General features: G+C 67.4%; 21 protein-coding genes. 7 read left to right on the plus strand and 14 right to left on the minus strand.

The genetic code is table 11. From position 1 onward, the window contains the following. Positions 1 to 20: 20 nt before the first annotated feature. Positions 21 to 1,622 (minus strand): AMP-binding protein, encoded by a 1,602-nt coding sequence (locus FF090_RS13810; RefSeq protein WP_175423663.1) that lies wholly within the window; start codon positions 1,620 to 1,622, stop codon positions 21 to 23. 95 nt (positions 1,623 to 1,717) lie between these two features. Between FF090_RS13810 and msrB the strand changes: the two genes are divergently transcribed. From msrB to FF090_RS13835, 5 genes are all read left to right on the plus strand, one after another. After that, a complete protein-coding gene (gene msrB, locus FF090_RS13815) occupies positions 1,718 to 2,128 on the plus strand; it encodes a peptide-methionine (R)-S-oxide reductase MsrB (RefSeq protein WP_138857270.1) in 411 nt (136 codons plus the stop codon). Between the two features lie 30 nt (positions 2,129 to 2,158). Beyond that, the gene (locus FF090_RS13820) at positions 2,159 to 2,794 is read left to right on the plus strand and encodes a septation protein A (RefSeq protein WP_138857271.1); all 636 of its coding nucleotides are present in this window, start codon (positions 2,159 to 2,161) and stop codon (positions 2,792 to 2,794) included. Continuing rightward, positions 2,791 to 3,051 carry a BolA family protein gene (locus FF090_RS13825; protein ID WP_138857272.1) on the plus strand — a complete coding sequence of 87 codons (261 nt, stop codon included), beginning with the start codon at positions 2,791 to 2,793 and terminating at the stop codon, positions 3,049 to 3,051. Before FF090_RS13820 ends, FF090_RS13825 begins: the two co-directional genes overlap by 4 nt. 59 nt (positions 3,052 to 3,110) lie before the next feature. Further along, a complete protein-coding gene (locus tag FF090_RS13830) occupies positions 3,111 to 3,890 on the plus strand; it encodes a peptidylprolyl isomerase (RefSeq protein ID WP_138857273.1) in 780 nt (259 codons plus the stop codon). 80 nt (positions 3,891 to 3,970) lie between these two features. Beyond that, on the plus strand, positions 3,971 to 4,537 hold the full coding sequence (locus FF090_RS13835) for a DUF2062 domain-containing protein (protein ID WP_175423664.1): 567 nt from the start codon (positions 3,971 to 3,973) through the stop codon (positions 4,535 to 4,537). On the opposite strand, the gene FF090_RS13840 is transcribed toward FF090_RS13835, so the two are convergent. Continuing rightward, the gene (locus tag FF090_RS13840) at positions 4,506 to 5,180 is read right to left on the minus strand and encodes an ABC transporter ATP-binding protein (protein WP_138857275.1); all 675 of its coding nucleotides are present in this window, start codon (positions 5,178 to 5,180) and stop codon (positions 4,506 to 4,508) included. The two genes, FF090_RS13835 and FF090_RS13840, sit on opposite strands and share 32 nt — an antisense overlap. On the opposite strand from FF090_RS13840, the gene FF090_RS13845 reads away from it, so the two are divergent. Then, positions 5,179 to 5,826 carry an arylesterase gene (locus FF090_RS13845; protein WP_138857276.1) on the plus strand — a complete coding sequence of 216 codons (648 nt, stop codon included), beginning with the start codon at positions 5,179 to 5,181 and terminating at the stop codon, positions 5,824 to 5,826. The genes FF090_RS13840 and FF090_RS13845 overlap by 2 nt on opposite strands. A 3-nt stretch (positions 5,827 to 5,829) precedes the next feature. Here FF090_RS13845 and FF090_RS13850 read toward each other — a convergent pair whose 3' ends face one another. Next, complete coding sequence (locus FF090_RS13850; protein ID WP_138857277.1) at positions 5,830 to 7,794, minus strand: DUF6600 domain-containing protein; 1,965 nt, start codon at positions 7,792 to 7,794, stop codon at positions 5,830 to 5,832. Positions 7,795 to 7,865: 71 nt separating this feature from the next. After that, positions 7,866 to 8,384: a peptide deformylase gene (locus FF090_RS13855; RefSeq protein ID WP_138857278.1), complete on the minus strand. Its 519-nt coding sequence runs from the start codon at positions 8,382 to 8,384 to the stop codon at positions 7,866 to 7,868. Positions 8,385 to 8,404: 20 nt separating this feature from the next. On the opposite strand from FF090_RS13855, the gene FF090_RS13860 reads away from it, so the two are divergent. Further along, the gene (locus FF090_RS13860; protein WP_138857279.1) at positions 8,405 to 9,355 is read left to right on the plus strand and encodes an MBL fold metallo-hydrolase; all 951 of its coding nucleotides are present in this window, start codon (positions 8,405 to 8,407) and stop codon (positions 9,353 to 9,355) included. Here FF090_RS13860 and FF090_RS13865 read toward each other — a convergent pair. From FF090_RS13865 to FF090_RS13910, 10 genes are all read right to left on the minus strand, one after another. Continuing rightward, positions 9,352 to 11,346: a gluconolaconase gene (locus FF090_RS13865; RefSeq protein ID WP_217502988.1), complete on the minus strand. Its 1,995-nt coding sequence runs from the start codon at positions 11,344 to 11,346 to the stop codon at positions 9,352 to 9,354. The two genes, FF090_RS13860 and FF090_RS13865, sit on opposite strands and share 4 nt — an antisense overlap. 39 nt (positions 11,347 to 11,385) lie before the next feature. After that, complete coding sequence (gene ntrC / locus FF090_RS13870; protein WP_138857280.1) at positions 11,386 to 12,849, minus strand: nitrogen regulation protein NR(I); 1,464 nt, start codon at positions 12,847 to 12,849, stop codon at positions 11,386 to 11,388. 8 nt (positions 12,850 to 12,857) lie between these two features. After that, entirely contained in the window at positions 12,858 to 13,919 is a 1,062-nt protein-coding gene (gene glnL, locus FF090_RS13875) for a nitrogen regulation protein NR(II) (RefSeq protein WP_138857281.1), read from the minus strand. A gap of 7 nt (positions 13,920 to 13,926) precedes the next feature. Beyond that, positions 13,927 to 14,415: a hypothetical protein gene (locus tag FF090_RS13880; protein WP_138857282.1), complete on the minus strand. Its 489-nt coding sequence runs from the start codon at positions 14,413 to 14,415 to the stop codon at positions 13,927 to 13,929. Between the two features lie 81 nt (positions 14,416 to 14,496). Further along, a complete protein-coding gene (gene glnA, locus FF090_RS13885; RefSeq protein WP_138857283.1) occupies positions 14,497 to 15,915 on the minus strand; it encodes a type I glutamate--ammonia ligase in 1,419 nt (472 codons plus the stop codon). A 179-nt stretch (positions 15,916 to 16,094) separates the two neighbouring features. Continuing rightward, positions 16,095 to 16,898, minus strand: a complete 804-nt coding sequence (locus tag FF090_RS13890) for a competence/damage-inducible protein A (RefSeq protein ID WP_138857284.1) — start codon at positions 16,896 to 16,898, stop codon at positions 16,095 to 16,097. Between the two features lie 10 nt (positions 16,899 to 16,908). Further along, positions 16,909 to 17,793, minus strand: coding sequence for an EI24 domain-containing protein (locus FF090_RS13895; RefSeq protein ID WP_138857285.1), 885 nt, complete (start codon positions 17,791 to 17,793; stop codon positions 16,909 to 16,911). Next, positions 17,790 to 18,755, minus strand: coding sequence for a sterol desaturase family protein (locus tag FF090_RS13900; protein WP_138857286.1), 966 nt, complete (start codon positions 18,753 to 18,755; stop codon positions 17,790 to 17,792). The genes FF090_RS13895 and FF090_RS13900 overlap by 4 nt, the downstream gene beginning before the upstream one ends. Next, positions 18,755 to 19,537 (minus strand): polysaccharide deacetylase family protein, encoded by a 783-nt coding sequence (locus FF090_RS13905; RefSeq protein WP_138857287.1) that lies wholly within the window; start codon positions 19,535 to 19,537, stop codon positions 18,755 to 18,757. The genes FF090_RS13900 and FF090_RS13905 overlap by 1 nt, the downstream gene beginning before the upstream one ends. Beyond that, positions 19,534 to 20,523 (minus strand): YncE family protein, encoded by a 990-nt coding sequence (locus tag FF090_RS13910; protein WP_246071426.1) that lies wholly within the window; start codon positions 20,521 to 20,523, stop codon positions 19,534 to 19,536. Before FF090_RS13910 ends, FF090_RS13905 begins: the two co-directional genes overlap by 4 nt. Between the last annotated feature and the right edge of the window lie 16 nt (positions 20,524 to 20,539).

Here is a 20,539-nt window from a genome sequence, read left to right on the forward strand (position 1 = left end):
ACCGGAAAAAGAAGGGAGGATCAATCGAGCACGGTTTCGACCAAGGCGCGCAGTTCACGCTTGTCGACTTCGCCCGTGCTCAGGCGGGGCAATTCGGGAAAGACCAGGGCGCCCGCTGGCCGCTGCCATTCGGCCACGCGGCCTTCGAACAGGCCCAGCAAGGTGTCGGCATCGAGGCTGGCGCCTGCATGCTGAACCACGATGAGCAGCGGCCGCTCGCCGAGCAGCGGGTCGGTGCGGGCGATCACGGCAGCTTCGGCCACATCCGCATGGCTGAGCGCAATACGCTCCAACTGGGCCGCGCTGATCCATTCGCCGCCACAGCGGATCAGGTCTTTGCGGCGGTCGGTGATGGTGACCCAACCGCGCTCATCAATGCGAGCGATGTCACCGGTCGGGAACCAGCCCTCTTCGCCATCCACCGCAATCAGCGGCGAGTCACTCTCGCCCAGGTAAGCATCCAAGGTCCAAGGGCCGCGGGCCACCAGCAGGCCTTCGGCCTGGCCGTCGCGCGGCAGCGAGTTGCCGGCGTCATCCACCAGGGCCAGCTCAACGCCAAAACTGGGGCGCCCCTGCGGCAGACGGCCATCGCTGCCAACCACCAGACCGGCACCGCGCGCCACCAAGGCCGGCGGCGCGATCTCGCTCATGCCCCAGGTGTGCATCACGTCCAGATTGGGCAGCGCACGCAGACGCGGCAGCAGCTCCGGCGGGAAGGCCGCACTGCCCACCACCGCGCGCCGCAGAGCCGGCATGCGCAAGCCCGAGGCATCCATGTGGTCGAGCAATTCCTGCCAGACCGTGGGCGGACCCGCAGCCAGGGTCACGCCCAAACTGGCCATGCCTTCGGCCATGGCGGCCGTGCCCAGGCCCGGCGGCACCAGCACCAAGCGGGAACCCACCACGGCGGCGCACAGACACAGCGCCCAGCCGCCGCTGTGCGCCACCGGCAACAGCGGCATCACGGCGTCCTCGCTCGACAAGCCATAGGCATCCGGCAGCGCCGCCGCCATGGCCTGCAGCACGGCAGCCCGATGGCTGGTTGGCACGCCACGCGGCCAGCCGCTGCTGGCTGCGGTGAAGCTGATGAGGGCGGTATCCGTCTCGACCAGATCGGGCCAGCGCCAATCCGGGTCATCAATGCCGAGCAAGGACTCGGCGTCCATTGCCTCGACCATCAGAGCACCCAGCTCGGGCAACAGATCGGGTCCGCCCAGCTGGATGTAGTGCTGCACGCTGCCCATCTGCAGCTGCATGGCCTCGACCAGCGGGGCCAGAGCCTGATCGAACACCAGGGCCTGGGCGCGGGTCTGGTTGACGGCCCAGATCAGCTGCTCAGGGAACTGGCGCGGATTCAGGGTCAGGGCTTGGCGCCCACTGGCCGCACTGCCCAGCACGGCCTCCAGCAAGCCCTGGGCATTCCAACCCAGCAAGGCCACGGGCTGGCCATGCGCCACGCCCAGACGCTCCCACACCTGACCCCACTGGCGGGCGCGGCGCTCCATCTGTGCCCAGCTGGAGCGCTGCACGGTTCCGCCGACGTCCAGGGTGCTCAAAGGCGTGCGCCCATGCTCGCGTGCGGCGTGCCGCAGCAGGCTGGCCAGGTGGAGCGGGACACGCATCATCTTGGGGGCGATCTTAGGGGCGGGAATGAGCCCAGCCGCTCTACGGGAAGACCCGCCCTCCTACACTGACCCGACATCGCATCGAGACCCCCATGAGCGACTACCCCGTCAAGAAGACCGAGGCCCAGTGGCGCGAGCAACTGGCCGACGCCCATCCCCTGGCCTACGCCGTGGCTCGCGAGGCCGCCACCGAGCGCGCTTTCACCGGTCAGTACTGGGACCACTGGGAGAACGGCGAGTACCGCTGCGTGGGCTGCGCCGCACCCCTGTTTCGCTCCGACACCAAATTCGACGCCGGCTGCGGCTGGCCCAGCTACTACGAGCCGGTGAACGCTGAAATCATCGAACGCGTGGTGGACCGCAGCCACGGCATGGTGCGCATCGAGGTGCGCTGCCAGCAATGCGGCAGCCATCTGGGCCATGTTTTCCCGGACGGCCCCGAGCCCACTGGCGAGCGCTTTTGCATCAATTCCGCCGCCCTAAAATTCCGGCCCTCTGAATAAAGCGGGCTGCGCGCGCGTCGCGCCCTCCCCATGAAGATCCTGCTCGATTTCCTGCCCCTGGCCCTGTTCTTCGGCGCCTTCAAGTACGCCGAGGGCCATCGCGAATGGGCCGCCGCCTTTGCCACCACGCACCTGGGCTTCATGGTTTCGGGCGGCACGGTCGGCCCTCAGGAAGCACCCGTGCTGCTGGCCACCGTGGTGGTCGTGCTGGCCACCTTGGCGCAGGTATTGATCCTCAAATTGACCCGCCAAAAGGTCGACACCATTCTCTGGATCAGCCTGGCCCTGGTGGTGGTGCTGGGCGCCTTGACGGTCTACTTTCACAGCGAAACCTTCATCAAATGGAAGCCCACGGGCCTCTATTGGGCGATGGGCCTGGGCTTTTGGATCAGCGCGCGCTTCTTCAACACCAACCCGTTGAAGTCCATGCTCAAAGACTTGCCCCTGCCCGACCCGGTCTGGGCGCGGCTGAACCAGGCATGGATCGCCTTTTTCCTCGCCATGGGCGTGCTGAACCTGGCCGTGGCCTACAACTTCAGCACCTCGGCCTGGACCAATTTCAAGGTCTTTGGCGCCACCGGGCTGATGCTGGTCTTCACCCTCGCCCAAGGTGTGTACCTGTCGCGCCATCTGCCCCAAGACGCGCCCAATGAGGAAGCGAAATGAATGAGCCGGTCTGGGCCGCAGGACTGCGCGAGGCGTTTGAGGCGATTCGCTTCGAACTGGTGGACGACAGCGCCTCGCACGCCGGCCACGCCGGCGCCCGAGAAGGGGGCCATTACCAATTGCTGATCGAGAGCGATCGGTTTACAAACCTGCCCCGGATTGCGCGCCATCGGCTCATCTATGATGCCCTGGGCCCGCTGCCCGCCCAGCGCATCCATGCGCTGAACATCAAGGCCCTGGCCCCCGGCGAGCGCTGAGATTCCCCTCTTGTTTTCCCTCCCGGCGCCCCTGCGCGCCTTGCTTTGAGACTGTCCCGATGAAATTGTCCTTGCTCGCTCTGCTGCTGTCGGCCTCCTTCGCCGCGCAAGCCCAGAACATCGCCGTGGTGAACGGCAAGGCGGTGCCCAAGGCCCGCGCCGAAGCACTGATCGCCCAGGTGGTCAAGGGCGGCCAGCCGCGCACCCCCGAGTTGGAAAAGCAAGTGCGCGACGAAGTCGTGCGCCGTGAAATCATGATGCAAGAAGCCGAGCGCCGTGGCGTGCCCGCCAGCGCCGACTTCAAGGCCCAGATGGAACTGGCACGCCAGGCCATCATGGTGCGCGAGCTGCAAAACGCCTACTTCAAGTCCAGCCCCATCAGCGATGCCGATGCCCAGGGCGAGTACGACAAGGTCAAGGCCGAGCAAGGCGGCCAGGAATACAGCGCCCGCCACATCCTGGTGGAAACCGAGGCCGAGGCCATCGAGCTGATCAAGCAACTCAACGGCGGCGCCAAGTTTGAAGACCTGGCCGCCAAGAGCAAGGACGCCGGTTCGGCCGCCAAGGGCGGCGACCTGGGCTTTGCCAACCCCAAGGCCTATGTGCCCGAGTTCAGCCAGGCCCTGGTGGCTCTGAAGAAGGGCGAGCTGACCCAGAACCCGGTGAAGAGCCAGTTCGGCTTCCACATCATCCGCCTGGATGACACCCGTGAAGCGCAGTTCCCCGCCTTCGCCGATGTGAAGCCCCAGGTCATCGAGCGCCTGAAGCAAATGCGCTGGGCCGACTACCAGAAGAAGCTGTTCGACGGCGCCAAGCTGGACGGCTACAAGTTCCAGTGAGCTTTTGCTGAAACGCCGCTGAGCGACGAGCCGCCCGCTGCCCCCGCAGCCGGCGGCTTTTTTGTGCCTAAAGAATTCCCGTGCCCGCTACCCGCTTCGCTCGCCGCATCCTCCCCAGTCCGGAGCGCCTAAGCCAGATTCAAGGCCTGCGCTGGCTGGGTCAGTACCTGCAACCCCGGCCCTGGCTGTGGGTGGCCCATCGCCGTCGTGTGGCCTGGGGTGTGGCCATTGGGCTGGCGGTGGGGGTGATCCCTCTGCCGCTGCAAATGGTGCTGGCCGCCATCTGCGCGCTAGCGTTTCGCTGCAATGTGGCCGCCGCCGTGGCAGCCACCTGGCTGACCAACCCATTCACGATGTTGCCCATCTGGGGCTTGGCGCTGTGGCTGGGCGGGCTGGTGGTGGGCGATGGTGGGGCCGGCGCCGCGCCCGCCGTGCTGGCCCTGGACTGGAGCGCCCCGGCTACCTGGTGGCCCGCCCTATCCGCCTGGGTGTTGGCCATGGGGCCGGCCTGGCTGGTGGGCATGCCCTTGGCCGCCCTGGTGCTGGGCGCTGCAGCTTACCTGACGGTGTATTTGCTGTGGTGGGGCGTGATCCGCCTCGAGCGCTGGCGCCGGCTCAGGGAACGAGCCGCCCGGCCTCGATCTTGAGTTGACGCTCGCAACGCGCGGCCACTTGCGGGTCGTGCGTCACCAGCACCAGGGTGGTGCCCTCGGCGCGATTGAGCTCGAACATCAACTCCATCACCTGGGCGCCGGTGGCATGGTCCAGGCTACCGGTGGGTTCATCCGCCAACAGCAGGCGCGGCTTGACGACAAAGGCACGCGCCAAGGCCACCCGCTGCTGTTCGCCGCCCGACAGCACGCGGGGGCGGTGACGCAGGCGCTGCCCCAGGCCGACACGCTCCAGCATGGCCCGTGCCGGCCCTTCCGCATCGCGCTGGCCAGCCAGCTCCAGCGGCAGCATGACGTTTTCCAGCGCCGTCAGATTGGGCATCAGCTGAAAGCTCTGGAACACAAAGCCCATCAGGCGTGCACGCATGGCGGCGCGCTCGTCCTCATTCAGCGCAAAGAGGTCTTGCCCCTCGATCAGAACCTGCCCGCCGCTGGGGCTGTCCAGCCCCGCCAGCAGGCCGAGCAGGGTGCTCTTGCCCGAGCCCGAGGCGCCGACGATGGCCACCGAGGTGCGCGCCTGCAGGGCAAAGGACAGCTCATGCAGAATCGTCAACTCGCCACTGGCATCGCGCACGCGCTTGCTCAGGGCCTTCACTTCAACCAAGGTTTGATCAGACATGACAGGACGGCGGCAATGGGTCGCGCACTGTAGCGGCGCGCTGCTGGCCGCGCTGGCCGGGGCCGCAATCGGCCAGCCCCGCGCAGGGCTTCGGCGCCATATCGTGGTGCTCGGCGACAGTCTTTCGGCCGAGTACGGCATTGGTCGAGGGCAAGGTTGGGTGGCCTTGTTGGAGCAGCGCCTGCGCGAGCAAGGCCTGCCCCACACCGTGTTCAACGCCAGCATCAGCGGCGACACCACCAGCGGAGGCTTGAGCCGCCTGCCTGCCGTGCTGAGCCAACAACGCCCCAGCCATGTGCTGATCGAATTGGGGGGCAACGATGCGCTGCGCGGCATGCCCCTGGCCCACACCCGCGCCAATGTGGCGGCCATGGTCAAGGCCGTGCAGGCCACTCGGGCCAAGGCCTTGGTGATCGGCATGCAGATGCCGCCCAACTACGGTGCCCGCTACGGACGCGAGTTCGCGCAACTGTTTGCCGACGTGGCGCGCGAGCACCGCGCCGCGCTCACCCCCTTCTTGCTGGCTGGCGTGGCCGACCGCCCCGATGCGGACGCCTGGTTCCAGTCCGACCGCATTCACCCGCTGGCGCGCGCCCACCCCGTCATGCTGGACAACGTGTGGGCGGCGCTAAAGCCCATGCTTTAAGACTCAGCGGTTGTCGCGCCGCGGCAGGGATTCGTCCTTATCGCGCGTGCGACCTTCGGGCTGACGGCGCGGCGCCTCGGGCTCGCTGCGCTGCGGACGCTGCGGCATCTGGACTTCGGGGCGACGGGGCTCCTCACGGCGCTCGGGACGCACTTCCTGGCGCGGCTCGAAGCGGGGCTCCTCGCGGCGCTCCGGACGCTCCGGTCGCTCGAATCGTTCCACTCGTTCGATGCGCTCGGGCCTCGACGGCTCTGCACGCTGAATGGGTGCGGGCTCAAAGCGGCGGGGCAGGCGCTCCTCACGGGCCTCGACGCGCTCACGCTCCTCGCGCACCTCTTCGCGCTGCAGTTCGCGACGCGGCCAGACCGACTCCCGTTGCGGCAGGCCGGATTGGGTGCGCGGCTCTTCCCGCCGCTCGCCCGGCTCCGTGCGCGAGAGCTCTTCGCGTCGCTGCGGCAGGGGCTGACGCAAGACCTCACGCGCATCCTCACGCGGCTCGGCCCTCAAGGGCATGACAGGCTCAGGCCCACGCTGGGGCATGGGGGCTTCGCCCGCAGACCGGACCAATCCACCACCTGCGCGGCGGCTCGGCCCCTCTTCAAGACTCTGCGCAGCGCGGACCGGCAATCCATCAACACGCGCCGGGCCATAGGGGATGGGCTTCAACTCCCGCAGCACCTGCTCATCACGCACGGGCATGGGTCGCGCAGCCCGCTGCCCGGCCTCGACCATCAGGCTACTGATGGCACCCGGCACCTGACGGTTCTGGTGCGTGTAGTGAGGGCCCATGCCCCCATTCGGCTCAGCCGGACGGCGCACGGTGTGTACCGGCTCGGTATTGATGCGCTGCAAGTATGTCGGGCTGTGGCGGTACCAGGGCACAAACACCTCGCGCGGTGCCAGCGGCACCCAGGCCACCGGCGGCACCCATCGGCTGCCAATGTTCACGCCCACTTGCACTGAGCCGCCGCCTACCCAGGCCACCAACGCCGGTGCAAAGACCGGGCGGAGCACCCGTTGGCCCGGGCTCCAGCACCAGCGACCGCGCCAATGCACCCAACGGCCATAGTGCGAGGTCGCGTAGCCCCAGGGCAGGTCATCCACCCAGGTCCAGCCCCAGTGACGGCTCCAGGTCCAACGCCCATGGCGATAGGGCGCCCAATCGACCGCAATTCGGGTCGGAATCCAGATCGCGCCGTAGTCGGCGCTGTGATCCCAGCGACCATGGTCGTCGAGCTCATCGGCCCCGGTCAGTTCGGGCGAGACATAGCGGTAGGCCGGACGATCGAGACGCGCAAAGCGGTCGTCACCGCGGCCAAAGCCCAGGTCCGCCACCAACCACTGGCCAAACCCATCGTGACGCAGCAGGCGGCTGCGCTCGGCGCGCGGGCCGCCATCCCACCAGACTTCGATCTGCTCGGGCGCATCGGCCCAGACGGGCGCATCCCCCCGGCCGCGACCCTCGAAACGCATCCGGCCCTCAAAGGCCTGGGCACGGCTGGCAGTACTCAACTGATCAATGCGGTAGGCCCCCACGCCGTCGAAGCGGAACTGACCCTCTTGCGTGCGCACCACCGCCTCGCGGGCCGCCTCGGTGGTCACCCAACGCAGCGCCAGCGCACCCCGATCGAGGGCCAGATCGATGCGCTCCTCGTCCAAACGCAACAGCTCCACTTGAGCGCGCTCGTTCAACCACAAGGCACTGGAGCCAATGCGCAGCCCGACTCGCGCGTGTTCGTCCACCCGCAGTCGGTCACCCTCGGCCAGGCTTTGGTTGCGCACCAACGGCTGCCACTCGCGCTCATCGGCATCAAACCACCAGGCCTGACCGCTCAACTCGGCCACGCGTGCCACCCGGGTGGGTGGATCGGCAAAGGTCGGCAAGGCCAGCAGGGTGAGCAGCAGCAACAGCAGGGCCTGCAGGCCCCACCAATTCCGCAGGGGGGTGGGCAATGGCTTGGTTTTCACGTGGCCCTCTCCTTGGATTCCTCTTGGGGGTGGACGCGTAACGCCGCCACCCCGGGTTTGGTGGACGGGCTTTACAAATCAGGGAACAAGACGTCGGTGAAGCCAAATCGACGGAAGTCACGCACCCGCATGGGAAATAACTGGCCGTCCAGGTGATCGCACTCGTGTTGAACCACCCGCGCGTGAAAGCCACTGACTTCACGCTCCAGCCACGTCCCGTCAAGACTTTGGCCCCGGTAGCGGATGCAACGCGCCCGCCCCACCACACCACGCAGGCCCGGCACCGACAGGCACCCCTCCCAGCCTTCCTCAGGCTCGGGGTCCAGCACCTCGATCTCCGGGTTGATCAGGAGCGTTTCGGGCACCGGCTCCGCCTCGGGGTAACGTGCCAACTTTCCAAAACCAAACAGCACCACGCGAAGATTCACGCCGATTTGCGGCGCGGCCAGCCCGGCACCGCCGGCCGCCACCATGGTGTCGCGCAGGTCCTGCACCAGTTCTTGCAGCGCCGGGGTATTGAAGGTCACCACGTTTTGCGCCACGCGCAGCAGGCGCGCATCGCCCATCCGCAAAATCTCGCGCACTGCCATCGGCTACCCTGCCCCTGATGATGAATTCCGCCATTCTTCCAGACCACAGCGAGGACCTCGGCCATGGCATCTTTGCCATTGACACCGGCTTCACCCGCCCGCGTTTCGATGCCGCCTACCTGATCGTCGAACAGGGCCGCGCCGCCTTCATCGACACCGGCACCAATTTCTCGGTGCCCCGTCTGCTGGAAGCGCTGGACGCCTTGGGCCTGCCGCGCACAGCGGTGGACTATGTGATCCCCACCCATGTGCATCTGGATCACGCCGGCGGTGTCGGCCTGCTGATGCAATCGCTGCCACAAGCCACCCTCATCTGCCACCCACGCGGGCTGCGCCATTTGGTCGACCCGACCCAGCTCTGGGCCAGCGCCACCGCCGTCTATGGGCCCGAAGAAATGGCCCGCAGCTATGGTGAGCTGGTGCCAGTGCCCGCCGCACGGGCACGCGCCAGCAGCGATGAGATGGTGTTGGAACTGGCGGGGCGACCGCTGCGCCTCATCGACACCCCAGGTCACGCCAAGCACCACCACTGCATCTGGGACGCGCGCAGTCGGGGCTGGTTCACTGGCGATACCTTCGGCCTGAGCTACCGCGAGCTGGACATCGCCGGCCAGGCCTGGGCCCTGCCCACCAGCACCCCGGTGCAGTTCGAGCCCGAGGCCATGAAGGCCTCGATCGCCCGCATGCTGGCCACCGAGCCCGAGTGCCTCTACCTGACCCATTACGGCCGCGTGCGCGAGGTGGCACGGCTGGCGGCCCTGCTGAACGAGCTGATCGACGGCATGGTGCGCGTGGCGCGCCAGGCTCAGGCCGAGCGACACGAACGCATCAAACAGGGCCTGTTGGATCTCTATGCCACCAGCCTGCGCGCCCACGGCTCAACGCTCAGCCAGGCCCAGATGACGGAGCTCCTGGCGCTGGACCTCGAGCTCAATGCCCAGGGCCTGGAAGTCTGGTTGACCAAGAACTAGCGCAGCAAGTCCACGCTCGCGCTGGCGGAATTGCCCGCCGCATCCTGCACAAGAACCCTAAGCCGATAGCGACCCGGCGCAAGACGATGGCCCTCCAGTCGCTCCATCAAGGCGCGGCCATCGCGCACACGATTGCTGATCTCATAGCGCATACGCGTGTGCTGCGCGCCCTGCACCTGGATGCCGCTGCCGGGCGCAAACGCGATCGGTGTCGGTTCGGCATCCTGCGGCAGGCTGCGGTAGTCCTGACGCAGCTGCGGCGCCTCAAAACCCGGCAGCGGCTGTCCGGCAGCATTCAGCAGCTGCCAGCTAAGGCGCTGCACGCCCAGGCGACGGCGCGGCAAATTGCCATCCACTTGATCCCAGGCCTCCACCACCACGCGCAGCGGGCGGCCATCCCAAGGCACAAGTCCCTGTGAGTTGGGCCGCAGTGCCCTACCCGTCTCATCCAACAGTTCCAGCGCCTCGATACGCGGCATCTGGCGGTCGCTAAAGCCGGCAAAACCCAATTGCAAAGGGTCACGGGCGTAGGCGCTGGGGCCCAGCTCCAGATGGACATGGGCCATCGCATTGACTGTGCCCAGCACCTCGCCCGCCTTGAAACGCGTGCCGCGCCGCACCAGCAAGTGATCGGCCCGGCCCCGTGCATCCTTGCGCACCACAAAGCGCTGCGGATCCAGGCTCGCGTTGCCGGCCTTGCGCCCCACTTTCATGTGGATATAGGCCAGCTCACCGAGGCTTAAGCCCTCCCCAAGCTCGCCAAAGGACCAAGCCGCCAGCGGGCTGCTGACCTTGGCCGAGGCGATGGCCCGCACCAGCCGCCCGGGGTCGGCCTGCACATCCAGACCCGCATGCAGATGGTGACGATCCACCGCCGGCGATCTGCGGCGCGCCCGCACTTCGCCGATCGTGCCCACCACCTCGTGCGCCCGCAACTGCGGATCCAGCGGCCAGCGGCCCTGGGTATCGGGCAGGTTCCGATCCTGCGCAGGACCCATCGGACCGCCCACACTGCCAGGCACCCATCGATGCACGCGATAGCTCGCCGCGTCCGCCACCAGGATGCGGGACTGGGCATCCACCGCCAGCCCGCTCGGGCGCGCCAGCCTCGCCTCGGGCGGGCCGCTCAGTTCCTCCCAATCCGTGCACACGCCGCGCGGCGTGGCGCAACGCAACAGTCGGCCACGGGCCAGGGTAGTCACCAGCAAACGACCTTCGCGATCCAACGCCAACGCGATGGGACGGCGCAGCATCGCCTCTTCGTCGCGCGGGTCCGACTTGGCCAGGGTCTGCACCTCGGCACTGGCCAGATGAATGCGCCTGATCGCATGGTTGCGGGCGTCCGCCACGTAGAGCAAGCCGGCCGTCGCATCCAGCGCCAGCCCAAGCGGGTGATCGAAGCTGGCACGCTCACCCACCCCATCCGCCTCACCCGGTTGGCCCGCCCCGGCCAGGGTGCGAACCCGCCCTTGCTCGATCACGCGGATGCGATGGTTGTAGGTGTCCGCCACATAGACGCGGCCCTGCGCGTCCGCCACCACGGCCATCGGTCCGTCAAACCTCGCTTGCGCAGCGGGACCATCGCGCCAGCCCACTTGACCATCGCCGGCCAGGGTGCGCAGCTGACCGTCCCGCTCCAACCGGCGAATGCGCTGGTTGCCGGTGTCGGCGATCAGCAGCTGCTGCTGCCCATCAAAAGCCAGGCCGCTCGGTGTATGCAGCTGCGCTTCGGTCGGCGCCCCATCGCGAAAGCCTTCGCGGCCAGAGCCCAGCACGCTGCCGACTCGCCCATCCGGTGCAATCCGACGGATGCGGTTGGTGTCGCCGCCATCGCTCACCCACAGGCTGCCATCCGCCGCGACGGCCAGGCCAAAAGGATCGGAAAAGCGCGCTTGGTAGGCCGCGCCATCGCGCCAGCCTGGGTGTCCGTCGCCGGCCAAAAGCTGCAGGCGGCCGAGCGGCTGAGCCCACAGCGGTGAAGCAGCCAGCATGGCCGCGCAGCACAAGGCCGCTCGCAGAAATGTCAGCACTCAGTCTTCGGCGGGGTCCAGCCCCAGCTCCTGGATCTTGCGGGTGATGGTGTTGCGCCCGATGCCAAGCTGGCGCGCTGCATCCACCCGGCGGCCCTGGGTGTGGGCCAGGGCCGTCTCGATCAGGGTAGCCTCAAAGCGGCGGCTGAGTTGATCCCAGACCTCGGGCGCACCGGCTTGAAGCAGCTCGCGCGCCTGCAAGGCCATGGCCTGCGGCCAGTCGGCGGCGCCCCCTACCGCCGCGGGCGGCGACGGCGCTACCGCCCTGGGCAGCGGCTGCGGGGCTGCAGCAGGCTCAAGGCTGGGTGCCGCAGCCAGCAGCTCGGGCGGCAGATCGCGCGGCTCCACCACTTGGCTGGGGGCCATCACGCACAGCCAATGGCAGAGGTTCTGCAGCTGACGCACGTTGCCGGGGAAATCGAAGGCCACCAAAGCCGCCAGCGCCGCCTCACTCAGACGCTTGGGCTCCACGCCTAACTCCTGCGCACTGCTGGCCAGGAAGGCGCGCGCCAGCAGCGGAATATCCTCGCGCCGCTCGCGCAAGGGCGGTAGGCGCAGGCGAATCACATTCAGGCGATGGAACAGATCCTCGCGGAAAGCGCCCTCGCGCACCCGGGCCTCCAAAGCCTGGTGGGTGGCGGCGATCACCCGCACCTTGGACTTGATGGGGCTGTGGCCCCCCACGCGGTAGTAGTGACCGTCGCTCAGCACCCGCAGCAGCCGGGTCTGCAGCTCCAGCGGCATGTCGCCGATCTCATCCAGAAACAGCGTGCCGCCCTCGGCCTGCTCGAAGCGTCCGCGCCGCTGGGCCTGGGCGCCGGTGAAGGCACCGCGCTCGTGACCGAAGAGTTCACTCTCCAGCAAGTCTTTGGGAATCGCCGCGGTATTGATGGCCACAAAGGGACCGGCAGCGCGCGGGCTGTGGCGGTGCAGCGCGCGCGCCACCAGCTCCTTACCGGCACCGCTCTCGCCGGTGATCAGCACCGTGACCTGACTCTGGCTCAAACGCCCGATGGCGCGAAACAGCTCTTGCATCGCGGGCGCTTGGCCCAGCATCTCGGGGGCCTGCTCCTGCGCCTCTTGAGCCGCGGCCTCGCTGCGGCCCTGTTCCAGCGCGCGCTGCACCAGCTCCACCGCCTTTTGCAAATCAAACGGCTTGGCCAGGTAGTCAAAGGCCCCGCCCTGGAAGGCTGAGACCGCACTGTCCAGGTCGGAGTACGCCGTCATCACGATGACTGGCAGGCCGGGGTGCTGGGCCTTGATCTCCGCCAGCAGGTCCAGGCCCGAGCCGCCCGGCATGCGGATGTCGCTGATGAGCAGCTGCGGGCGATCGCCCTCGCTGAGCGCCGCACGCACCTCGCGGGTGCTGGCGAAGCTGCGCACCACGAGTCCCTCGCGGGCCAGGGACTTTTCCAGCACAAAGCGAATCGAGTGATCGTCATCGACGACCCAGATGGGGTTCATGGCAAGCGTTATGGCAATGGCAGCGTGATACGGAAGTCAGTGCGCCCGGGTTGGTTGTCGCAATCGATCAGGCCCTGATGCGCCTGCACGATGGTCTGCGCCAAGTGCAGGCCAAGCCCGGTGCCGCCCTCGCGCCCCGTCACCAGGGGAAAGAACAGACGATCCCGAATCTCGGCCGGCACGCCCGGGCCGTTGTCTTCCACATGCAATTCGAGTGCCAGGCGCCAACGCTGCTTGCCCAGGGTGACCTGGCGCGCCACCCGGGTGCGCAGAACGATCTGAGCTTCGCCGCGTTCGATCTGCGGCGCCAAGGCCTGCGCCGCGTTCTGCACCAGATTGAGCAGAGCCTGGATGAGCTGCTCGCGGTCGCCCCGGAACTCGGGCAAAGAGGTGTCGTAGTCGCGTCGGATCGTCAGGCCCTGGGGATGCTCCACCAGCACCAGCGAGCGCACCCGCTCGCAGACCTCGTGAATATTCACATCCCCCACCTCGTTCGCCCGACGGTGCGGGGCCAGCAGCCGGTCCACCAGGATTTGGAGGCGGTCGGCCTCGTGCACGATGACCTCGGTGTACTCCAACAGCTCACTGCCCGGCCCCAGCTCCAGCGCCAGCAGCTGGGCCGCCCCGAGCAGGCCACCCAGCGGGTTCTTGATCTCATGCGCCAGATTGCGCACCAGGTCCTTGCTGGAGCGCACCTGACCGAGCGAGCGCTCCTCGCGCTCATGACGCGCCTGCTGCGTGGCTTCCACCATCTCAACGATCAGCCGGTCCGCCTCCTCGGTCTGGCTGACCAGCACCAGCACATCGAAAAGGTCTTCATGCGGCAGCGGGCCGCGCCGCAACTGGGCCTCGAAGCGGGCACTGGCGAAATCGTTGCCCTGCACGGCGGCCAAGGTGTCGTGCAGGCGCCGGGCATCCACAAACCACTCACCCAGATTGCGCTGCGCCGCGGCGCGGCGCGAGAGCCGCAACTGGTCCTCGAAAGCGGCATTGGCATGCAGCACCTGGCCGTCGGGGCGGACCACGGCCACCAAAGTGGCCAGCAAATCGAAGGGCGCGTAGGCGCTCAAACCCTGCTCAGAGCTTGGAGATCTCGCGCCGCAGGGCCTGCAGATCGGCCTCTTGGCGGGTGATGGCGGCCTTGAGCTCGTTCACCCGCTCCTGGTACTTGGCGAAGTTGCGCTCATCCCCGCGACGCTCGGGCTCACCGCCGTTGTACTCACGCTTGAGCGCATCCAGCTTGGCCTCGGCGTCGCGCAGCTCGCTCTCCAGCACCTTGCGGCGATCGCTGTCGCGCGCTTTTTGCAGGTCCGGGTCCACCTTGTCGCGCCCTGGATCGGCGCGCGCCGCCTCGGGCCGCCGCTCTGCCGCTGCCGCAGCCGCCTTGGGGCGCGGCCCTTGCAGCACCGACACGGGCGCCCCCTCGATGGACTTGCAACCCTTCTCTTGGGCCTCCTTGGCGCTCATCGCATCGGTGTAGAGCACCGGCGGGCCGGGACAGCGGTACACGACGGACTGGGCCTGGGCGGCACCACTGAGCAGCAACAGGGCAAACAAGGGTTTCATGCGGCGCATTGTGGCGGAGGAAGAAAAAAGGGGCCGGACGATGTCGTCCTGCCCCCTTCACGCAGCATCCGAAGATTCGGATTACAGCGAGTAGTACATGTCGAATTCCAGCGGATGCGTGGTCATGCGGAACTTGGTCACCTCGGTCATCTTCAGATCGATGTAGGCATCGATGAAGCTGTCGGTGAACACGCCACCCTTGGTCAGGAAGGCACGGTCCTTGTCCAGATACTCCAGGGCCTGATCCAGGCTGTGGCAGACGGTCGGGATCTTCGCGTCTTCTTCCGGCGGCAGGTGGTACAGGTCCTTGGTGGCGGCTTCGCCCGGGTGGATCTTGTTCTCCACGCCGTCCAGGCCGGCCATCATCAGCGCCGAGAAGCCCAGGTAGGGGTTCATCAGGGGATCGGGGAAGCGCGCTTCGATGCGACGGCCCTTGGGGTTGGCCACGAAGGGGATGCGGATCGAGGCCGAACGGTTGCGCGCCGAGTAGGCCAGCTTCACCGGGGCTTCAAAGCCGGGCACCAGGCGCTTGTAGCTGTTGGTGCCGGGGTTGGTGATGGCGTTCAGCGCACGGGCGTGCTTGATGATGCCGCCGATGTAGTACAGCGCGAACTCGGACAGGCCGCCGTAGCCGTCGCCGGCGAACAGGTTCTTGCCGTCCTTCCAGATCGACTGGTGCACGTGCATGCCGCTGCCGTTGTCACCGACCACGGGCTTGGGCATGAAGGTCGCGGTCTTGCCGTAGGCGTGGGCGACGTTGTGGATCACGTACTTCTGCAGCTGCAGCCAGTCGGCGCGCTGCACCAGGGTGCTGAACTTGGTGCCGATCTCGTTCTGGCCCTGGCCGGCCACCTCATGGTGGTGCACTTCAACCGGGATACCCAGCTGTTCGAGGATCAGGCACATCTCCGAGCGCATGTCCTGGAACTGGTCGACCGGGGGCACGGGGAAGTAGCCGCCCTTGACGCCCGGACGGTGGCCCATATTGCCGCCTTCGAAGTTGGCGCCGCTGCTCCAGGGCGCCTCTTCCGAGCCGATCTTGACGAAGCAGCCCGACATGTCGACGTTCCACTGCACCTGGTCAAAGATGAAGAACTCGGGCTCGGGACCGAAGAAGGCGGTGTCGCCCAGGCCGCTGCTCTTCAAGTAGGCCTCGGCGCGCTTGGCCAGCGAACGCGGGTCGCGCTCATAGGCCTTGCCATCACCCGGCTCGATCACGTCGCAGCTCAGGATCAGGGTCGGCTCTTCGAAGAAGGGATCGATGTTGGCGGTGTTGGGGTCCGGCATCAACAGCATGTCGCTGGCCTCAATGCCCTTCCAGCCGGCGATCGACGAGCCGTCAAAGGCATGGCCGCTGGTGAACTTGTCCTCATCGAAGTGCGACACCGGCACGGACACATGCTGTTCCTTGCCACGGGTATCGGTGAAACGGAAGTCAACGAACTTGACCTCGTTCTCCTTCACCATCTTGATCACATCGGCAACGGTCTTGGTGGCCATCCAAACTCTCCAAACAATGCGGGGCGGGTTGTGGGGTTCGCGCGCCGGGGGCGCTGCGAGTCTCCAATCTAAGCAGTGTTCATGCCAGCGGCGTGAAGCCGCCTGCTGGCATGGCGACGGCCGCGAATTATGGGCCGGCCGCCCCCGGGCACCGCGCCCCAGGGCGGGGCGAACACGGGTCAGCGCACCATTTCGGTGCTGATGGATGCACCAAATTGGATCAGGCCTTGGCGCAGGGCCTGGTAGGCCGCCAGCAACTGGACGTCATCGCGCGCGGCCTTCACGCCGAGTTCAATGCAGCGCCCCCACTGCGGATGGTCCACGCTGGGCAGGCTGAACACCTTGACGGGCGCAAAGCGCGCCTCGATGTCCTCCATCAGCGGCGTCAGCTGGGCCTCGAAGGCGTTCTGGACGATGCAGCTGCGCTCGGCCACGCCCACGGGGCGATGCAGATGCGCGTAGTGCTGATCCAGCACCCAAGCCATCATCGGATGGGCCATCACCGGAAAGCCGGGCACGAAGTGCAGACGGCCGAGGCTGAAACCCGCGATGCGGTTGTAGGGATTGGGAATCAACGTGCTGCCGGCCGGAAACACGCCCATCTCCAGGCGCCGGCGCATGTCCGGATGCGCGTCATCGGGAGCCGGTTCGCCCTTCTCGGCCGCCATCTCGGCCGCACGGGCGCGAATCAGGGCCTGGGCTTCGGGGTGGGGTTGCAGCGCCACCCCCAAGGCCAGGGCGGCGGCCTGGCGAGTGTGGTCGTCCGGCGTGGCCCCAATGCCACCGCAGCAGAACACCGCGTCGCCCGAGGCCCAGGCGGCACGCAAGGCCGCGGCTTGGGCCTGCAGGCCATCGCGCACATAGCGGGCCCAGTCCAGCTCCAGACCGCGCGCGGCCAGCAGCTCGATCAACTTGGGCACATGGGCGTCCTGGCGCTTACCCGAGAGCAGCTCGTCGCCAAACACGATCAATCCAAAGCGCATCGCAGGCCTCTCACATCAAGGGCAGCTGGGGCTCGCCCAGGTCGCGCACCGACGCCTCGAGCGGCTGCCCGCGCATCTGGGCCAGGGCGCCCAGGCTGAAGTGCGCGAACCACAGCGCCGCGAAGGCGAACACCAGCATGTAGAGCCAGATCGCGATGGGCATCAAGAGCGGCGCCATGATCAGGTTGAGCGCCCCAAAGGCAAAGATCAGCGAGGGCGCGGCGCCCAGATAGCCACACACCACACCGATGCCCAGCAGCGGCCAACGCTGCTGGCGCAGCAGGGCGCGGCGCTCATCCACGCTGGCGTGCTCGGCCAGCACGTCATAGGCAAACACGCGGTAGCTGAGCCAGCCCCAGATCAAAGGCGGCAGCACCAGCACCACCGGCGGGATCAGCCAAAAGGGCATGGAAACCAGCAGGCCCATCAGGGCCAACAAGGTCGAGCCCAAGCCCCAGGCCAGCCCGCCCAAGAGGCTGCCCCCGCGCTTGCGCTCCAGAATGGCAAAGCGGCGCTCGGCCACCAGGCGGGTCAGGGCCGGCGTCATCAGCGCCGCTACCAGCAGCAGGGACAGGGCCATCACCAGGGGCAGGCTGATGGCCACCACGATCAAGGGCGCCAACACGGAGCGAAAGCCACTGGCCCCCAGGCCATCGAGCCAGCGCAGCAGGGCATCCACGATCAGCCAGCTCTCCATCTGCCCACGCACCGCCGTGACGGCGGGCTCCCACAGCCACCACAGCAGGCCAAAGCTCAGACCCGCCGCCAACAGCAGCGGCAGCAAGGACCAGCCAATCACCCGTGGGTGCAGGCAATAGGCGGCGGCGCGCCAGCCGGCGTCCAGAACTTGGCTGAGAACCTGAACAGGAGGAGCTGAGGGATTGAGGGGCTTCATCGGTGCAGAGCTTGCCAGAGTCGACGCAGGCCCAAGGCCTGCTGGTTCCAAAGCCCCGCCCCGTAGTCGCGTGCGCCGCCCTCGGGCAGCTGATCGCGAATGCCGGTGGGCGGGGTTGTGGGGCCGAAGTGGGCGGTGCCAAAGAGCTGATCCCACCAGGGCAACAACACGCCGAAGTTGTGACCGCCCAAGCTACCCGGTCCGGCCGACTCATGGCCCAAACCGATGGCGTGGTGCTGGCGATGGAAGCGTGGACTGACCCACAGCCGCTCCAGCGGCCCGAAGTGCAGACGCACATTGGCGTGCTGCAGGCTCTCAAAGGTCTGCGTGATCAGTGTGATGGCCATGAACTGCGCCGGCTCGGTGCCGAGCAATAGGCCCAGCAGCGCAAAGGCGGCGGCTCCGAGCCCATCGTCCAGAAAGTGGTTGCGGTTATCGGCCCAGCGGCCCATCTGACGCTGGCTGTGGTGCAGCGCATGCAAGGCCCACCAGGGCTCCCAGGCGTGTTGGGCCCGGTGCAGCCAGTAGCCGGCGAAATCAAACACCAGCAGATAAAGCGCAAAGGCCAGCCAGGGCTGGTCGCTCACGCCCGGCCACAAGCCGTCCAGGTGCCAGGGCTGCCAGCCCCAGAGCCGCCCCTGAGCGGCCAAGGCATCCACCGCGGGATCCAGTGTGAAGAACAGGGCCAAACGCATCAGGCCCAGGCGCTGGATCAGCGTATAGATCAAGTCCACCCTTGTTGCGCGCGCGTCGGGCCAGTGCTCGACGGGTCGCCAGCGCTCCAGCGCGCCCAGGCCCAGCGCGATGAAGGCCAACTGCAGTAAACCCGCCAGGAGCCAAGCCGTGCCATTAAAGGCATCAGCCGCCCACGCGGCCAGTCCCAAGCCTTGCAGCAGCGGCATCACGCAGGCCTCAAACAGCGCAGCCTGCGCGCCCTGGAACCACTCGATCAAGGTATCCATCATCGGAAGGCTGCCGCATGCTGCGGATGTTCGCGCAGGCGCCCAAAGCAAAACCCTTTGGCCTTGAGTCCGTCAAGCAGGGGGGCCAGCAACTCGGGCAGCAGCGCGGGCTGCCGGCTCCAGATGCCCAGATGGGCCAACAAAATGTCGCCATCCCGGGCGCCCTTCAGCGCACGCTGCAAGAGTTGGGGGTTGCTGGCACGGCTGCTGGGCCAGTCGTCGCCCAGGGCGAGGTCCCAGCCCACATGGTGCCAAGCGCAGGCTTTCGTGGCTGCCAACAGGCGAGGCGAAGTGCGACCGGCTGGGGCGCGGTAAATGCGCGAAAGAGTCTGGCCGGTCATCTCACGGAAGCGCACGGCCACACGCTCCAACTCAGCGCAGTAGGCTGGGCCATCCAGTTCACGCCAGCGCGGCGCCTGCCGACCGGCCTGCATGCGAAAGCGCATCGCGCCGTTTGGCAAATCAGCCTCCCAGATGTCGTGCGCCCAGGTGTGCGAGCCGAAGTCATGCCGGCCGCTTGCCGACAGCGTGCGCCAGTAGGGCGCCCACTGCGCATCCAGGCTGTGACCGCCATCCAGGGTCGGTTCGGCGGCCAAGAAAAAACTGGCCGGAATCTGCTGCCGATCGAGGGCCGCCGCCACGGCCAGGGCCACGCCCATGTGGCCGGTGTCAAAGCTCAGGTAGACGGTCTTGCTGCACTGGCCCCAGGCGCCCTGCACCGTGGCGAGCACCAGGCCGAGCACCATGCCCAACACCCGCGCAGGAGCGGCCCGCCAGTTCATCGCCGTGGCTGATGATCCAGGGCCCAGACCCCATGCGGAGAGCGGCCCACACGCACCTGGGCCACCACGCGGCGCTGCTCGCGGTCCACCACGCTGAGCCTGCCGGCCCAACGCGAGGTCATCAGCAGGGTGCGGCCGTCGTTCAGCAGATCCATGTCATCCGGTCCGCTGGGTCCGGGGTAGTTGGGCCCCAGCTTCCAGCCCACAAAGTCCAGCGTCGAGATGCTGTTGCCCGCCCGGTTGCTGACCAGCACATGGCGGCCATCGCCCACCGCGCGGAAGGAGTGGGCCCCCGCGCCCACATGGAAGCGGCCAGCGTATTGCGGCGGCTGATCGCCGCGCAGGGCCCAGATCTGCACAAAGCGGTCGCCGGTCAAGGCCACCAGCAGGTGGCGCTCATCGGGCGTGAGATAGAGATCGGCCGGCGTCTTGCCCACCGGCACCCGCCACAGCACGCGCTGGGTGGCCAGTTCCACGGCCATCAGTTCATCGCTCTCCTGCATCGTGGCGTAGAGGCGCCGGCTGGCGTCGTCGATGAAGAGATGGCTGGGTGTCTTGCCGGCGGGGATGCGGCGCACCAACTCCAGCGGCTGCTCAGCCTCCAGCCCCTTCCAGCGGTAGATGTCGAGGTGATCGAGCCGGTTGGCCGCCGTCACGAACCAGCGCATATCGGGCGAGAAGCGCAGGTGATAGGGGTCGGCAATCCCGCCCAGCACCCGCTGCACCTCGGCCGTGCGTGGGTCGATGAAGGTCAGGCTGTCGGCGCGTGCATTGCCCACCACCAGACTCTTCTCGTCCGGACTCAGGTAGAGGTGATGCGGCTCCTTGCCGACCGGAATGCGACGGCGCTCGCGCCACGGCGCACGGTCGATCACGGACACCGTGGCATCGAGTGAATTCAACACGAACACCGGCGGCGCGGACGCAAAGCCAAGGCCCCAGGCCATCAGCAGGCTCAAGGCCGCCGCACACTTCAAAGCACGCATCAGGACGGGGCCTCCC

It is taken from the genome of Inhella inkyongensis, from assembly GCF_005952805.1.
GTDB lineage: Bacteria > Pseudomonadota > Gammaproteobacteria > Burkholderiales > Burkholderiaceae_C > Inhella > Inhella inkyongensis.

Coding starts and splice junctions, on each gene's coding strand:
- FF090_RS13810 (WP_175423663.1), bottom strand. CDS start 1,622: ATGCGTGTCCCGCTCCACCTGGCCAGCCTGCTGCGGCACGCCGCACGC.
- msrB (WP_138857270.1), top strand. CDS start 1,718: ATGAGCGACTACCCCGTCAAGAAGACCGAGGCCCAGTGGCGCGAGCAA.
- FF090_RS13820 (WP_138857271.1), top strand. CDS start 2,159: ATGAAGATCCTGCTCGATTTCCTGCCCCTGGCCCTGTTCTTCGGCGCC.
- FF090_RS13825 (WP_138857272.1), top strand. CDS start 2,791: ATGAATGAGCCGGTCTGGGCCGCAGGACTGCGCGAGGCGTTTGAGGCG.
- FF090_RS13830 (WP_138857273.1), top strand. CDS start 3,111: ATGAAATTGTCCTTGCTCGCTCTGCTGCTGTCGGCCTCCTTCGCCGCG.
- FF090_RS13845 (WP_138857276.1), top strand. CDS start 5,179: ATGACAGGACGGCGGCAATGGGTCGCGCACTGTAGCGGCGCGCTGCTG.
- FF090_RS13840 (WP_138857275.1), bottom strand. CDS start 5,180: ATGTCTGATCAAACCTTGGTTGAAGTGAAGGCCCTGAGCAAGCGCGTG.
- FF090_RS13855 (WP_138857278.1), bottom strand. CDS start 8,384: ATGGCAGTGCGCGAGATTTTGCGGATGGGCGATGCGCGCCTGCTGCGC.
- FF090_RS13860 (WP_138857279.1), top strand. CDS start 8,405: ATGAATTCCGCCATTCTTCCAGACCACAGCGAGGACCTCGGCCATGGC.
- FF090_RS13865 (WP_217502988.1), bottom strand. CDS start 11,346: ATGCTGGCTGCTTCACCGCTGTGGGCTCAGCCGCTCGGCCGCCTGCAG.
- ntrC (WP_138857280.1), bottom strand. CDS start 12,849: ATGAACCCCATCTGGGTCGTCGATGACGATCACTCGATTCGCTTTGTG.
- FF090_RS13880 (WP_138857282.1), bottom strand. CDS start 14,415: ATGAAACCCTTGTTTGCCCTGTTGCTGCTCAGTGGTGCCGCCCAGGCC.
- glnA (WP_138857283.1), bottom strand. CDS start 15,915: ATGGCCACCAAGACCGTTGCCGATGTGATCAAGATGGTGAAGGAGAAC.
- FF090_RS13890 (WP_138857284.1), bottom strand. CDS start 16,898: ATGCGCTTTGGATTGATCGTGTTTGGCGACGAGCTGCTCTCGGGTAAG.
- FF090_RS13895 (WP_138857285.1), bottom strand. CDS start 17,793: ATGAAGCCCCTCAATCCCTCAGCTCCTCCTGTTCAGGTTCTCAGCCAA.
- FF090_RS13900 (WP_138857286.1), bottom strand. CDS start 18,755: ATGGATACCTTGATCGAGTGGTTCCAGGGCGCGCAGGCTGCGCTGTTT.
- FF090_RS13905 (WP_138857287.1), bottom strand. CDS start 19,537: ATGAACTGGCGGGCCGCTCCTGCGCGGGTGTTGGGCATGGTGCTCGGC.
- FF090_RS13910 (WP_246071426.1), bottom strand. CDS start 20,523: ATGCGTGCTTTGAAGTGTGCGGCGGCCTTGAGCCTGCTGATGGCCTGG.